General features: G+C 62.7%; 15 protein-coding genes and 1 pseudogene. 7 read left to right on the forward strand and 9 right to left on the reverse strand.

The genetic code is table 11. The annotated features are described in order from the left end of the window. The 3 genes from NKI61_RS30030 to rpsD form a co-directional block, all read right to left on the reverse strand. Nucleotides 1-433, reverse strand: a 433-nt coding sequence (locus tag NKI61_RS30030) for an inositol monophosphatase family protein (RefSeq protein ID WP_352842036.1), incomplete at its 3' end; no start/stop codon positions are given. Continuing rightward, nucleotides 423-1,310 carry a tRNA 2-thiocytidine(32) synthetase TtcA gene (gene ttcA, locus NKI61_RS30035; RefSeq protein WP_023743139.1) on the reverse strand — a complete coding sequence of 296 codons (888 nt, stop codon included), beginning with the start codon at nt 1,308-1,310 and terminating at the stop codon, nt 423-425. The genes NKI61_RS30030 and ttcA, both read right to left, overlap by 11 nt. Before the next feature lie 107 nt (nt 1,311-1,417). Further along, the gene (gene rpsD / locus NKI61_RS30040) at nt 1,418-2,035 is read right to left on the reverse strand and encodes a 30S ribosomal protein S4 (protein WP_023669107.1); all 618 of its coding nucleotides are present in this window, start codon (nt 2,033-2,035) and stop codon (nt 1,418-1,420) included. 386 nt (nt 2,036-2,421) lie between these two features. Between rpsD and NKI61_RS30045 the strand changes: the two genes are divergently transcribed. Further along, nucleotides 2,422-2,622, forward strand: a complete 201-nt coding sequence (locus NKI61_RS30045) for a hypothetical protein (RefSeq protein ID WP_352842037.1) — start codon at nt 2,422-2,424, stop codon at nt 2,620-2,622. An 83-nt stretch (nt 2,623-2,705) separates the two neighbouring features. Here the strand turns inward: NKI61_RS30045 and NKI61_RS30050 are convergent, their stop codons facing one another. Further along, nucleotides 2,706-2,894 (reverse strand): DUF3008 family protein, encoded by a 189-nt coding sequence (locus NKI61_RS30050; RefSeq protein WP_023743140.1) that lies wholly within the window; start codon nt 2,892-2,894, stop codon nt 2,706-2,708. Between the two features lie 162 nt (nt 2,895-3,056). Between NKI61_RS30050 and NKI61_RS30055 the strand changes: the two genes are divergently transcribed. Next, nucleotides 3,057-4,439, forward strand: a complete 1,383-nt coding sequence (locus NKI61_RS30055) for an RNB domain-containing ribonuclease (RefSeq protein ID WP_023743141.1) — start codon at nt 3,057-3,059, stop codon at nt 4,437-4,439. A gap of 83 nt (nt 4,440-4,522) precedes the next feature. Here the strand turns inward: NKI61_RS30055 and murI are convergent, their stop codons facing one another. The 3 genes from murI to NKI61_RS30070 all read right to left on the reverse strand — a co-directional run bounded on the left by murI (nt 4,523) and on the right by NKI61_RS30070 (nt 6,996). Beyond that, nucleotides 4,523-5,311, reverse strand: coding sequence for a glutamate racemase (gene murI / locus NKI61_RS30060; RefSeq protein WP_023697564.1), 789 nt, complete (start codon nt 5,309-5,311; stop codon nt 4,523-4,525). A 146-nt stretch (nt 5,312-5,457) separates the two neighbouring features. Next, nucleotides 5,458-6,066 (reverse strand): DUF805 domain-containing protein, encoded by a 609-nt coding sequence (locus tag NKI61_RS30065; protein ID WP_352511280.1) that lies wholly within the window; start codon nt 6,064-6,066, stop codon nt 5,458-5,460. Nucleotides 6,067-6,147: 81 nt separating this feature from the next. Further along, complete coding sequence (locus tag NKI61_RS30070) at nt 6,148-6,996, reverse strand: RNA methyltransferase (protein WP_023743143.1); 849 nt, start codon at nt 6,994-6,996, stop codon at nt 6,148-6,150. Here NKI61_RS30070 and NKI61_RS30075 point away from each other — a divergent pair. From NKI61_RS30075 to NKI61_RS30090, 4 genes are all read left to right on the forward strand, one after another. After that, nucleotides 6,979-7,131, forward strand: a complete 153-nt coding sequence (locus NKI61_RS30075) for a hypothetical protein (RefSeq protein ID WP_352842039.1) — start codon at nt 6,979-6,981, stop codon at nt 7,129-7,131. The two genes, NKI61_RS30070 and NKI61_RS30075, sit on opposite strands and share 18 nt — an antisense overlap. 81 nt (nt 7,132-7,212) lie before the next feature. Next, nucleotides 7,213-8,424, forward strand: a complete 1,212-nt coding sequence (locus NKI61_RS30080) for an NADP-dependent isocitrate dehydrogenase (protein ID WP_023669114.1) — start codon at nt 7,213-7,215, stop codon at nt 8,422-8,424. A gap of 10 nt (nt 8,425-8,434) precedes the next feature. Then, nucleotides 8,435-9,049 carry a glutathione S-transferase family protein gene (locus tag NKI61_RS30085; RefSeq protein WP_352842040.1) on the forward strand — a complete coding sequence of 205 codons (615 nt, stop codon included), beginning with the start codon at nt 8,435-8,437 and terminating at the stop codon, nt 9,047-9,049. 14 nt (nt 9,050-9,063) lie between these two features. After that, nucleotides 9,064-9,648: a demethoxyubiquinone hydroxylase family protein gene (locus tag NKI61_RS30090; RefSeq protein ID WP_023748563.1), complete on the forward strand. Its 585-nt coding sequence runs from the start codon at nt 9,064-9,066 to the stop codon at nt 9,646-9,648. A gap of 113 nt (nt 9,649-9,761) precedes the next feature. Here NKI61_RS30090 and alaS read toward each other — a convergent pair whose 3' ends face one another. Continuing rightward, nucleotides 9,762-12,431 (reverse strand): alanine--tRNA ligase, encoded by a 2,670-nt coding sequence (gene alaS / locus NKI61_RS30095; RefSeq protein ID WP_352842041.1) that lies wholly within the window; start codon nt 12,429-12,431, stop codon nt 9,762-9,764. A 260-nt stretch (nt 12,432-12,691) separates the two neighbouring features. Next, nucleotides 12,692-13,795, reverse strand: coding sequence for a recombinase RecA (gene recA / locus NKI61_RS30100; protein WP_023669117.1), 1,104 nt, complete (start codon nt 13,793-13,795; stop codon nt 12,692-12,694). Between the two features lie 282 nt (nt 13,796-14,077). On the opposite strand from recA, the pseudogene NKI61_RS30105 reads away from it, so the two are divergent. Then, nucleotides 14,078-14,283, forward strand: a pseudogene (locus NKI61_RS30105) (carbohydrate kinase); the annotation flags it as partial.

The following is a 14,283-nucleotide window of genomic DNA, read 5'->3' on the forward strand; positions in this document are numbered from 1 at the left end:
GGCTGCCGGCGCCCTTGGCGCCGATCAGCCAGTCCCGGCCTACGGGGTCATGGATGATACCGGCGACGGTTTCGCCCTTGACGACGACGCTCAGCATGACGCCGAACAGCGGCACGCCGGAGGCGAAGTTGAAGGTGCCGTCGACCGGGTCGACGACGAAGGCGAGGTCGGCATCGCCGAGCCCCTGAAGCAGCGCCGGATTGTCGGAACAGGCTTCCTCGCCGACGATCATCGCCGTGGGATAGCGCTCGCGCAGCCTGGCCGTGATCAGCCGCTCGGCGTTGATGTCGGCCTCGGTCACCAGGTCGGCAGCCGAGGTCTTCTGTCTGATGTCGCCCTCGCCCAGCCGGCGAAAGCGTGGCATGATTTCGGCCTTGGCTGCATCGGCGAGAAGCTCCGCCAGCCAGTCGATCGCTTGGTCGTCAAATATCATCGGAAATGTCTTGTCCTGTGCTGAGGCTGCCATTGAGGGCGGCAAAATCGAACAGCTTTCTGTCGAGCAGATGCGAGGGCCTGGTGTTGGACAGCGCGCGCAGCATCGTGTCCTTGCGGCCCGGCATGCGCTTTTCCATATCGTCCAGCATCGCCTTCGTGGCGTTGCGCTGCAGGCCTTCCTGGCTGCCGCAGAGATCGCAGGGAATGATCGGGAATTTCATCGCGGCGGCGAATTTCTCCAGATCGACCTCGGCGCAGTAGCTCAGCGGCCGCAGCACCATGACGTCGCCGTCGTCGTTGAGCAGCTTTGGCGGCATGGCGGCAAGGCGGCCGCCATGGAACAGATTCATGAAGAAGGTTTCGAGAATGTCCTCGCGGTGGTGGCCGAGCACCAGCGCCGAACAGCCCTCCTCGCGCGCGATGCGATAGAGATGGCCGCGCCGCAGCCGCGAGCACAGCGAACAATAGGTGCTGCCCTGAGGCAGCTTGTCGGTGACCACCGAATAGGTGTCCTGATACTCGATGCGATGGGCAATGCCATGCGCATCGAGGTAATCGGGCAAAATGTGCTTCGGGAAATTCGGCTGGCCCTGGTCGAGATTGCAGGCCAGCAGCTCGACCGGCAGCAGCCCGCGCCATTTGAGATCGAGCAGCACGGCCAGCAGCCCGTAGGAATCCTTGCCGCCGGACAAGGCCACCAGCCAGCGGTCGCCGGGCCTCGCCATTGCGAAATCATCGACCGCCTGACGGGTCAACCGCAACAGCCGCTTGCGCAGTTTGTTGAACTCGACGGAAGACGGCACGTCGGCAAACAGCGGATGGAAGCCGCCTTCAGCAATCGGTTCAACTGTTTCGATGTCTGCCAGCATGTTCATGGCTTGTCGCTTTCCATAGCCGAGAGTGCCGGATTAGCGGACATGGCCGACAAAGAAAAGGCCGCCTCGACGGGCGGCCCTTTCCGGTATCGCAGAAAAGCGATCGATCAGCGCGAATAGAATTCGACGACCAAGTTCGGCTCCATCTGCACGGCGAACGGAACGTCGGCCAGGCCGGGGATGCGCGAGAAGGTCGCGACCATCTTGTTGTGATCGACTTCGATATAGTCCGGCACGTCGCGCTCGGCGAGGCCGACCGCTTCCAGCACGATGACCAGCTGCTTCGACTTTTCGCGCACTTCGACGACGTCGCCCGGCTTGCAACGGTACGAGCCGATGTTGACGCGCTTGCCGTTGACGTTGACGTGGCCGTGGTTGACGAACTGGCGAGCCGCGAAAATGGTCGGCACGAACTTGGAGCGGTAGACGACCGCGTCGAGACGCGACTCGAGCAGGCCGATCAGGTTCTCGGAGGTGTCGCCCTTGCGGCGATCAGCCTCTTCATAGACCTTGCGGAACTGCTTTTCGGAGACATCACCATAGTGACCCTTCAGCTTCTGCTTGGCGCGCAGCTGCAGGCCGAAATCGGAAAGCTTGCCCTTGCGGCGCTGGCCGTGCTGGCCGGGGCCGTATTCACGCTTGTTGACCGGGGACTTCGGGCGGCCCCAGATGTTTTCGCCGAGACGGCGGTCGATCTTGTACTTCGCGGATTCGCGCTTGCTCATCGCATTCCCTTTCAAAACAAACCACCCGGAGCCTCATGGTCCGGGTGAAGGAAACGCGCCCTCCTCTGGCCTCCGTTTTCGAGGCCTGACAGGGTTTTCCCACGCAACGCGGCGGAAAACCCACGGGACACGTCAGTCTAGACAAAACCCAGGAAACGATAAACCTGCTTTCTTGGGCTTGCCATGCAAAAGAAACAACCGGGCATTGCGGCCCGGTGTTGGTGCGCTCGTTAAACGGAGATTTGAGCAGAGTCAAGCGCGTCGCTGGCGCTGGGCCCGGCAACCATATCACGTCTTTGGCGTTGAGTGCCGTGCCGGATGCGGCGGGAGGTTGTTGCGCCGACGGCATTTAGGAAGGGACTGGAGCCAAAGGAGCCCGAAGTCGCATGAAGAAGTTTTTCCTCTCGTTGGTCGGTGCAGCCGTCCTGGCCGGGACGATGTCGATCGCCGTGCCCGAGCCAGCGATGGCCAAGCATTGGCAGGGCCACAAGCATCGTCAGACCTGCCATGTCGTGGTGAAGAAGAAGGTCATCTGGCGGGATGGCCACAAGAAGGTCATCCGCTACAAGGTGATGCGCTGCTGGTGACGTCAGGGGTTTCGGGCTTGGCCTGAACCGAAGAAGCCCGTGGTTTCGGCCACGGGCTTTGTTTATCGACTCGGTTCAAGGTTTCAGTCTGCCGATTTCTTCTCCGGCAGGCCTTTGCGCTTGGTCTCTGCGAATTCCTCGAGCTGTTTTCCGCTCATCGAATTGTACATCGACTTCGACGCGCCTTGAAGTTCGCTCTTCCTGGTCTCGCCGCGCTTGGCCGACAGGGCTGCGCCAGCGGCCTTTTGCTGTGCTTTTGAGGTTGCAGGCATATCGGCTCCTCCTTTGCTGCCAGGGGAAGAAACGTTGCGCTCCGGCGACGGTTCCAGCGCTGGCGGTCAACTTCCGTTCCGCGCTCATGCCTGCCCATGGTCGGCCGGCACTGCCGGCAAAACCACCTTCCCGTGCCCGCAACGCCGGTGTAGGACGGCGCCATGAAATCGTTGAACGATCCCTCGCAGGCACTCGCCACCGGCCTCGCGAAAATCCGCACCGAGTTCCATGTGCCGGAGGGATTTCCCCCTGATGTAATGGCCATGGCACAGACGGCGGCCAGGCGCGTGCCCGACCAGCATGCCGACCGCACGGCGATGCCCTTCGTGACGCTCGATCCCGCGACTTCCACCGATCTTGACCAAGCGTTTTCGATCGAAGCGAGCGGTAGCGACCTTCTGTTGCACTATGCGATTGCCGACGTAGCCTGGTTCGTCGCGGACGGCGACGCGGTGGATCGCGAAGCCTGGGCGCGGGGCGAAACCCTGTATTTGCCGGACGGCAAGGCCGGGCTCTATCCCCGGGTCATTGCCGAGGGCGCCGCGAGCTTGCTGCCCGGCGGTCCGCGTCCGGCTGTCATCTTCACGGTCCGGATCGCCGACGACGGAGCGGTAAGGCTGGATGGCGCGGAGCGGGCAATCATTCAAAGCCGCGCCAAGCTCGCCTATGACAGCGTGCAGGCCGCCGACGTCCCAGTCGGCTTCGCCGAAATCGCGCGGCGCATGGCGGCGGCCGAAGACCGTCGCGGCGCTTCGCGCGTCGACCCGCCCGAGCAGGAGGTGGAACAGCTTGCCGATGGCACGTTCCAGCTTGCGTTCAGACCGCTGCTGCAATCCGAGCAAGACAACGCAGCACTTTCGCTGGCCGCCAACATGGCGATTGCCGACGCCATGCTGGCACACCGGACCGGCTTGTTCCGGGTGATGGCGCCGCCCGATGCTTCCAAAGTACAAAGACTGCGCAGCGCGGCACGGGCCTTAGGCCTGTCCTGGCCTCCTTCGACCAGCCTGTCCGACTATCAGCGAACCCTCGATCCGACCAACATGCAACAGGCAGCGCTGATGCTGGAAATCCGCCGCGCCGGCTCCGGTGCGTCCTACCAACCCTATGAAGAAGGCGTTGTCCCCTGGCACGAGGCGATGGCCGCGACCTATGCCCACGCCACCGCGCCCCTGAGGCGGCTGGCCGATCGCTACGTCGTGCGCTGCGTGCTAGCCATCGCCAACGGCCAGCCGGTGCCGCAAGCCGTTACCGAGGCGTTTTCCAGACTGCCGAAGGTGATGGGCCGCGCAGGCGCCCGCGCCTCGCAGATCAACCACGCGGCCATCGACCTTGCCGAGGCGGTGATGCTGAGGGGGCGCATGGGTGAAACATTCAAGGCCGTCGTCACCGACGTCGGTGATCAGCGTGTGCGCGTTCAGCTCTCGGACATGCCTGTCGTTGCGAATGTGAAGGCCTCAGGGTTCAGGCAGGGCGATGGCCTGACGCTAAGGCTTGTTTCGGCCGATCCGGATCGGCGCGTCATTGTCTTCGAGCCTGCCTAAAGCGCGTCGGCGACGCGCTTTAGTTTTTTCGTTTTATGCATGTCGTTGTCCCAAAACCGCTGCGCACTTTTGGGCGACATGCATTAGCGCGCGCTCAATCCAAAACCCTGCATCAGCCGGCCGATGGCGAAGTCCGCCTTTCCCGAGGTAAAGACGGCGATGTCGGGCTCGCTTTGCGGCAATGGCCCGTCGACAGCCGGAAGCAGCGACAGAGCGCGCCGCGCAATCGCCTCGGCCGGGTCGATCCAGTCGACCGGCCAGGGCGCGGTCTTGCGCATGCGATTGGCCAGGAACGGATAGTGCGTGCAGGCGAGCACGACGATGTCCGTGCGCAAATCGTCATGCTGGACGAAACACGGTGCGATCTCGGCACGCACGGCCTCCTCGTCGACAAAGCCCTCGCGCATGTAGGCCTCGGCCAGTCCGGCGAGATTGTTGCTGCCGACCAGCCGCACATGGCATTTCTGCGCCCATTTGCCGATCAGGTCGCGCGTGTACTGGCGCTTCACCGTGCCCGGCGTCGCCAGCACCGAGACCAGCCCGGACCGGGTGCGCTCGGCCGCCGGCTTGATTGCCGGCACGGTGCCGACAAAGGGATGGCCAGGGAATTTTTCCCGCAACGCATCGATCACCAGCGTCGAAGCGGTATTGCAGGCGACGACCGAAATTTCCGGATCAAAACGGTCGAGCAGCTTGGCGAAGAGCTCGACTATATGGGCCTGCAGCGCCGGCTCTTCCCAGGCGCCGTAGGGAAAGGCCTTGTCATCGGCGACGTAGACGAAGCGCCGGTCAGGCATCAGCACGCGCGCTTCGCGCAGCACGGTCAATCCTCCAACGCCGGAATCGAACATCAGGATCGGACGGTGGCTCATTGATAACGGACCATGAAAGAGGCTGGATCAGAAGGCTTGGCGGTCATTGGCCAATGCCGTTCTATCTGCAACCATCATGGCCTTGAAGTGGCGAATGTTAGCAACTTCCATGCAAAGCCGGCGAAGACGACCTTGCCTCGGTTGCTCTAGAGCCCGCGCTTGCCGAAGCCGGCGGGCCGCGGACGGCCCAGAGGCTGGGCGGACGGCACCGAGCGCGTGGCCGGTGTGGCGTTGCGCATAGAAGACTGTGCCGTGCTGCTGGCCATCCGGCCGGATCCCGCAGGCATGGGCGTATCGCCATCGAAATCGAAAACCGATGTCAGTTCGTCGATATTGATGCCCGCCACCGGCTTAGCCACCAGAATCGTGCACCAAAGGCCAAAGATCGACAGCGCAAGCAGGTTCAAACCGCTGGACGTGCTTTCCGGATTGTTGAAATCGATGACCAGCAGCGTGCCTGCCTGCAGAAAGGCGTAGATGGCGCAGAACACGATGTAGGACCACAGGATCCAGGCTTTGCCGTTGGCGTCGCGGCTGCGTCGCCAGGCGATGTTGGCACGCATGACCACAGCCAGGAGGGAAACGACCAGAACCGCGCCTGCCATGCCTTGCCGCGATGGACCGGGCGCCGAGTTGACCAGCCCCTCAAAGCCGATCGTGCCAACGATGCACAGCACGGCAAGAACGGCCTCGAGCAGGGCTACGCCGAGCGAATAGAAGAAGAAGCGCATACGGCCGATTTTGGACGTGAACATTTGCCACCCCACCGTTTTGACAACAATGGACGAGAGGCAAATAAAATTCGGTTACTTCAGCCGTTCGAAGCTTAGCGATTTCTAATCTTCTTTGTCTGCCTGGGGTTTTCGCGCAGCGGCCGGCAAACGCCTTGGATCGTCTCCCGGCGAGCCGTCACCGCGCGGCATGGCCGGCGAAAACCGGTCGAGCGACGAGATGATGCCACGCAGCACTTTCAGTTCCGGCTCGGCGAAACCGGCGCGCGTCAAGACGGCGCGCAGATTGTCGACCATCTTGGGTTTCTTGGGCGCCGGGCGGAAATAACCGCGCGCTTCGAGCGCGCCTTCGAGATAGGCAAACAGCCCGTGCAACTCTTCCTTGCTTGCCGGCTTCATTTCAGGGCTGGAGAAATTGGTCGCCGTCTCGTCCTTCAGGCCGGATTTCATCCATTCATAGGACATCAACAGCACGGCCTGGGCGATGTTGAGCGACGAAAAGCCGGGATCGACCGGGAAGGTGACGATCTCGTCGGCCAGCCCGACCTCGTCATTGTAGAGCCCAAAACGCTCGCGGCCGAACAAGATGCCGGTGCGCAGGCCGGCTATCTGACGCGCCCTGAGCGCCCTGCCCGCCTCGACCGGACCACGCACGGGTTTGAAGCCGTCGCGCTCGCGCGCGGTGGTGGCGAAGACGAAGTTGAGGTCGGCGACGGCGGACGCCAGGTCGCCGAACACTGTTACGGCATCGATGACATGGTCGGCGCGGCTGGCGGCGGCGCGCGCCTTCTCGCTCGGCCAGCCGTCACGCGGGTTGACCAGTCTCAGTTCGGCAAGGCCGAAATTGGCCATGGCGCGCGCGACCATGCCGATATTCTCGCCGAGCTGCGGCTCGACCAGGATGATCGCCGGCCCGGCGGCGGATGCGTTTTCAGGATGATCGACGGCGGACATGATCTCAATGAACTGCTGTTTGCGGCATTTCAGCGTTCCCTGCCACATCCGCTCGGCAAAATGAAGCTTTTGCAAACACCGGTCGCGGCACAGACGGCCCATTCTGCACGGATGGTCGTTTGCGCGGCCAAATAGGCTTTGATATACGCTCCGCATACCCGGCCGAAGCCATGCGGGCGAGGCCGTTTTGTTCCCCAAAAGCGAGGCATTCTTTTCATGGCGAAGATCAAGGTGGCGAACCCGGTCGTCGAGCTCGACGGCGACGAGATGACCCGCATCATCTGGCAGTTCATCAAGGACAAGCTGATCCACCCTTATCTCGACCTGAAGCTCGAATATTACGACCTCGGCGTCGAGCACCGCGACGCCACCAACGACCAGGTGACCATCGATTCGGCCAATGCCATCAAGAAATGGGGCGTCGGCGTGAAATGCGCGACGATCACGCCCGACGAGCAGCGCGTAGAGGAATTCAAGCTGAAGAAGATGTGGAAGTCGCCCAACGGCACCATCCGTAACATTCTCGGCGGCACCATTTTCCGCGAACCGATCATCATGAAGAACGTGCCGCGTCTGGTGCCGGGATGGACCAAGCCGATCATCGTCGGCCGTCATGCTTTCGGCGACCAGTATCGCGCCACCGACTTCCGCTTCCCCGGCAAGGGCAAGCTGACCATCAAGTTCGTCGGCGAGGACGGCAAGGTGATCGAGCACGACGTATACGACGCACCCGGCGCCGGTGTTGCCATGGCGATGTACAATCTCGACGACTCCATCCGCGAATTCGCCCGCGCCTCGCTGAATTACGGCCTGCTGCGCAATTATCCGGTTTATCTCTCGACCAAGAACACCATCCTCAAAGCCTATGACGGCCGCTTCAAGGACATTTTCCAGGAGGTCTACGAGGCTGAATTCGAGGCCGAGTTCAAGGCGAAGAAGCTGTGGTACGAGCACCGGCTGATCGACGACATGGTGGCCTCCGCCCTGAAATGGTCTGGCGGCTATGTCTGGGCCTGCAAGAATTATGACGGCGACGTCCAGTCCGACACGGTGGCGCAAGGTTTTGGCTCGCTTGGCCTGATGACCTCCGTGCTGATGACGCCGGACGGCAAGACGGTGGAAGCGGAGGCCGCGCACGGCACCGTGACGCGCCACTATCGCCAGCACCAGAAGGGCGAGGAAACCTCGACCAATTCGATCGCCTCGATCTTCGCCTGGACGCGCGGCCTCGCCCACCGCGCCAAGCTCGACGATAATGCCGAGTTGAAGCGATTTGCCGACACGCTGGAGAAGGTCTGCATCCAGACGGTTGAGAGCGGCTTCATGACCAAGGACCTGTCGCTCTTGATCGGTCCCGACCAACCATGGCTGTCGACCACCGGCTTCCTCGACAAGATCGACGAGAATTTGCAGAAGGCGATGGCGTAAGCCGGCAGCCATGGCCAAGCCGGTCGTCTACGGGGCGGACTACAGCGTCTATGTGCGCATCGTCCGCCTCGTGCTGGCGGAAAAAGGCATCGACTACGACCTTGTGCCGGTCGATGTCTTTGCCGCCGAGGGCACTCCCGCCTGGTACTTCGAGCATCACCCTTTCGGCCGCATTCCGGCCTTCGAGCACGGCGGGTTTCGCCTGTTCGAAACCAGCGCAATCGCCCGCTATGTCGACGAGGCGTTCGACGGCCCGGCACTGCAGCCAAAAGACGCCCGCACCCGCGCAACGATGAACCAGATCATCGGCATGCTCGACGCCTATGCCTACAGATCGATGGTCTGGGACGTCGCCGTCGAGCGGCTTGAGAAGGAAGCGCCAGACGAGGCACTGGTCGCCAACGGGCTGCGCCAGGCGGAAACGGTGCTGCGGGTGCTCACCGCACTCAAGCCTCCCGGGCCGTGGCTGCTCGGGGACCAGCTGACGCTGGCCGACCTGCATGCGGCATCCATCATCGCCTATTTCGTCAAGGTCGCCGACGGGCAAAAGCTGCTTGCGGCGTTGGCCGACATCCAGGCCTGGTGGGAGGGCATCGCAAAACGTCCGAGCCTGGCGGCGGGCTGATATGGGTTCGGGCCATGGCTGACCCATCTCGCCAGGACGCGCTCACCGTCGCCAGAATTGTCAGGGTCAACCACGCCGGTGAGTTCGGTGCGATCAGGATCTATTCGGCGCAGATTCTTGTCGCCAGGCGCTTATGGCCGGATTGCGTGCCATCCTTGTCGGAGATGCTTGGGCACGAGCGCACGCATTGCGCTGCGTTCCGCGCCGCCATGCCGGCGCGGCGGTCGCGACCGTGCCGGGTGATGCAGTTCTGGAGCTGGGGTGGCTGGGTGCTGGGTTCTGTCACCGCCCTGCTCGGTCCGCAAGGCATCTGGGCCTGCACGGCGGCGGTTGAAGCGGCGGTGCATCGCCATCTGGACGATCAGCTGTTTTTCCTCGCCAATCGCGACCACGACTTGCACGGCATCATCCTGGCGATCCGCGAGGAAGAGCTCGCCCATCTCCATCACGCCGAAGAGCAGCTGAAATCGCCCGGCCCGGCGCTGAACTTTTTACGGTCGCTGATTTCGATCGCCACGGACGTGCTGATCTGGCTGTCCACCTGGGGCGATTCCAGCAGAATGACGCGCGCCCTGAAGGCGGCGAAAAGAACTAGCTAGACGGACCGTCTAAGAGCTGATTGCCGGCTTGCCACTATCAGCCACAGAATGGCAAGCACGGCGGCGAAGGCCGGAAAGCCGCACACAAAACCAGATAAGGCATAGGGTGGCTTTCAGGCTGCCTCCAGCGCCGCCCTCACCGCGGCGATCGCATCATTGGCCTTCGAGGCGTCCGGGCCGCCGGCTTGCGCCATGTCGGGCCGTCCGCCACCGCCCTGCCCGCCCAATGCGGCCGAGGCAACGCGCACAAGATCGACAGCGCTGAAGCGGCCGACGAGATCGTCCGTCACTGCGACCACGACGCTTGCCTTGTTGTCTTCGCCCGCACCGACGAAGACGACGACGCCTGAGCCGAGCGAAGTCTTGCCGGCATCGGCCAGCGGCTTCAAATCCTTCGGCGACACGCCGGAAACCGCTTTGCCGAGGAAGCCGATACCGGCGACGGTTTCGGTGGTGGCCGGAGCATCGGCCGCGGCACCACCGCCCAGCGCGAGTTTCTTGCGCGCTTCGCTCAGCTCCTTCTCGAGCTTCTTGCGCTCCTCGAGCAGCGTCTCGACACGCGCCGGCACGTCGGCCGGCGAGATCTTCAGCACAGCCGCCGTCGCCTTCAGGCGTCTGTCCTGCTCGTCGAGATATTTTCGTGCGGCTTCGCCGGTCAGCGCCTCGATGCGGCGCACGCCGGCGGCGACCGCGCTGTCGGAGACGACACGGACCAGACCAATATCGCCGGTCGCCCGGACATGGGTGCCACCGCAGAGCTCGACCGAATAGGGCCGGTTGGCCTTGGCGCCATGCACGCCGGTGCCCATCGAAACGACACGCACCTCGTCACCATATTTCTCGCCGAACAGCGCCATGGCGCCCTCGGCAATGGCGTCATCGACCGACATCAGCCGCGTCGTCACCGGGCTGTTCTGGACGACGATTTCGTTGGCCATGCGCTCGACCTCTTCGAGGTCTTCAGCCGAGATCGGCTTGTTGTGCGAGATGTCGAAGCGCAGGCGCTCGGGCGCGACAAGCGAGCCCTTCTGCGCGACATGGGTGCCCAGCACCTCGCGCAGCGCCTCGTGGATCAAATGCGTTGCCGAATGGTTGGCACGCAGCCGGGTGCGGCGCGCATGGTCGACCTTAAGTTCGACTGCTGCGCCCGTCTTGAGGATACCTTTTTCGACGATTCCATAATGCACAAACAGACCGTCGGCCTTCTTTTGCGTATCGAGGACTTTGAACACGACACCATCGCCTATGATGATGCCCTGATCTCCTTGTTGCCCACCGGACTCGGCATAAAAAGGCGTCTGGTTCACAATGACCGATATGCCCGGCTCGCCTACGCTGGCGCTGTCCACAACCTTGCCATAGCTAACTATAGCCTGAACAATGCCTTCCGCAGCTTCAGTCTCGTAGCCGAGGAATTCGGTGGCGCCGGCCTTCTCGCGCACCGAAAACCAGATGGTCTCGGTGGCCGCGTCGCCGGAGCCAGCCCAATGCTTGCGCGCTTCGGCCTTCTGCTGCTCCATCGCATGGGTGAAGCCGGCAAGGTCGACCGAGATGTTGCGCTGGCGCAGTGCGTCCTGCGTCAGATCGAGCGGGAAGCCGTACGTGTCATAGAGCTTGAACGCCGTCTCGCCGTCCAGCATGTCACCGGCATGAAGCGTCTCCGTCGCCTCCGAGAGCAGGCCAAGGCCGCGCACCAGCGTCTTGCGGAAGCGTGTCTCCTCGAGCTTCAGCGTTTCCGTGATCAACTGTTCGCCGCGCAGCAGTTCGGGATAGGCCTGGCCCATCTCGCGCACCAGCGCCGGCACCAGCTTCCACATCAACGGCTCCTTGGCGCCGAGCAACTGCGCATGGCGCATGGCGCGGCGCATGATGCGGCGCAGCACATAGCCGCGGCCTTCGTTCGACGGCAGCACGCCATCGGCCACCAGGAAAGAGGACGAGCGCAGATGGTCGGCAATGACGCGGAAGGAGGCGACCGTCTCCTTGTCGGGTCCCTGCCCGAGCGCTGACGAGGCCGCATCGATCAGGTGGCGGAACAGGTCGGTCTCGAAGACGCTCTCCACCCCTTGCAGGATGGAGGCCATGCGCTCCAGGCCCATGCCGGTGTCGATCGACGGCCGCGGCAGGTCGATGCGCTCATCCTTGGTGACCTGCTCATATTGCATGAACACCAGGTTCCAGAATTCAAGGAAGCGGTCGCCGTCCTCCTCCGGGCTGCCGGGAGGGCCGCCCCAGATGTGCTCGCCACGGTCGATGAAGATTTCCGAGCACGGCCCGCACGGTCCGGTGTCGCCCATCGCCCAGAAATTGTCGGAGGTCGGGATGCGGATGATGCGGTCGTCGGAGAAACCGGCGATCTTCTTCCAGAAGCCGGCCGCCTCGTCATCGGTGTGATAGACGGTGACCAGCAGCTTGTCCTTGTTCAGCCCGAACTCCTTGGTGATCAGGTTCCAGGCCAGTTCGATGGCGCGCTCCTTGAAATAGTCGCCGAAGGAGAAATTGCCGAGCATTTCGAAAAAAGTCAGGTGGCGCGCGGTGTAGCCGACATTGTCGAGGTCGTTGTGCTTGCCGCCGGCGCGCACGCTTTTCTGCGCAGTGGTGGCGCGCGAATAGGACCGCTTCTCCAGGCCGGTGAAGACGTTCTTGAACTGCACCATGCCGGCATTGGTGAACATCAGCGTCGGGTCGTTGCGCGGCACCAGCGGGCTCGAGGCCACGACCTCGTGGCCCTCCCTGCGGAAATAGTCGAGGAATGTCGACCGGATCTCGTTCACGCCACTCATGACTGCTGCCTTTTCGCGAAAACCGCCGGCACGGCCGGCGGACACTGGTCTCTGCTTTTTAGAAGATTGACTTGGCCTTTTAGCGGGCACGCCCCACCCTGTCCAGAAACACGGAATTGGGCCATCCCGGCAACTGCCAAGCCGGCTTCACGCTGCCCAAAAACGAAAACCGCCGGCGCGAAGGCCGGCGGTTTGAAACGCAATACTAAAGAACTCGGTTACTTAAGCATCGGGTAATAGACCGGATTTATGGCCGTGCCCTACATGGCGCCGGATTCTTCCTCGAAGCCGTCGTCGCTTTCGCCGCGCTCGGGGCCGCCATTTTCAAGAAATTTCTCGGCGATCAGCCCGGCATTCTGCCGCAGCGCAAGTTCGATCTCGCGCGCCGTGTCGGGATTGTCGCGCAGGAACAGTTTGGCGTTTTCGCGACCTTGGCCGAGACGCTGCGAATTGTAGGAGAACCAGGCGCCGGACTTCTCGACCACGCCGGCCTTGACGCCGAGATCGACCAGTTCGCCGGTCTTGGAGACGCCCTCGCCATACATGATGTCGAACTCGACCACCTTGAAGGGCGGCGCCAGCTTGTTCTTGACCACCTTGACCCGGGTCTGGTTGCCGACGACCTCGTCGCGGTCCTTGACCGAGCCGATGCGGCGGATGTCGAGGCGCACCGAAGCGTAGAATTTCAGCGCGTTGCCGCCGGTCGTGGTTTCCGGCGAACCGAACATGACGCCGATCTTCATGCGGATCTGGTTGATGAAGATGACCATGGTGTTGGAGCGCGAGATCGAGGCGGTCAGCTTGCGCAGCGCCTGGCTCATCAGACGAGCCTGGAGACCGGGCAGCGAATCGCCCATCTCGCCCTCGATTTCAGCGCGCGGCGTCAGGGCGGCCACCGAATCGACCACCAGAACGTCGATGGCGCCGGAACGCACCAGCGTGTCGCAGATTTCCAGTGCCTGCTCGCCGGTGTCCGGCTGCGAGATCAAGAGGTTTTCCAGATCGACGCCGAGCTTGCGGGCATAGACCGGATCGAGTGCGTGCTCGGCATCGACGAAGGCGCAGATACCGCCTTTCTTCTGGGCTTCGGCAACTGTGTGCAGCGCCAGTGTCGTCTTGCCCGAGCTTTCCGGCCCGTAGATCTCGACGATGCGGCCGCGCGGCAGGCCGCCGACGCCAAGCGCGATGTCGAGGCCCAGCGATCCGGTCGGCACGGTTTCGATCTCGACGACCTGCTCATTGGCGCCAAGCCGCATGATCGAGCCCTTGCCGAAGGCGCGCTCGATTTGCGACAGCGCCGCGTCCAGAGCCTTTGATTTGTCCACCGCTTTGTCCTCTACAAGCCGCAAAGAATTCTGAGCCATGATACATCACCCCTTGGTCGTCAATGAAGGCCGGACAATCCGTAATCCCTGCCCATTTTGTACTACTTTTGTTCTCGTTTGGCAAGAGGGATCAAATAACTGAAAAACAATCATTATCCGGATTTGTTCTTTTTTTGTCTCGTGGTTTGGTTTTCGGACGCGTTCCGCATTGGGCCAGATGCTCCGGCTGTTTCGATGGGCCGAATCGCCGGCTCGCCTGCGAAGCTCGGTCGCACAGCCTAGCGCTTGTCTGGTTCGAATAACAAAGGTCATATCGCCGGCATGGTGAAATCAGCAAAGATACTGGCGGTGGGCGGCGCCCATATCGATCGCCGCGGCCAGGTGTCGGGCACGTACGTGCCCGCGGCGTCCAACCCCGGCACGATGCGCGAGGATGTCGGCGGCGGCGTCTTCAACGCGCTGCGCAGCCTGGTGCGGCGCGGCGTCTCGGCCTCGCTTTTGTCGGTGCGCGGCGGCGATGCCTCGGC

Source organism: Mesorhizobium sp. M0514, assembly GCF_040321145.1.
Taxonomy (GTDB): Bacteria; Pseudomonadota; Alphaproteobacteria; order Rhizobiales; family Rhizobiaceae; genus Mesorhizobium.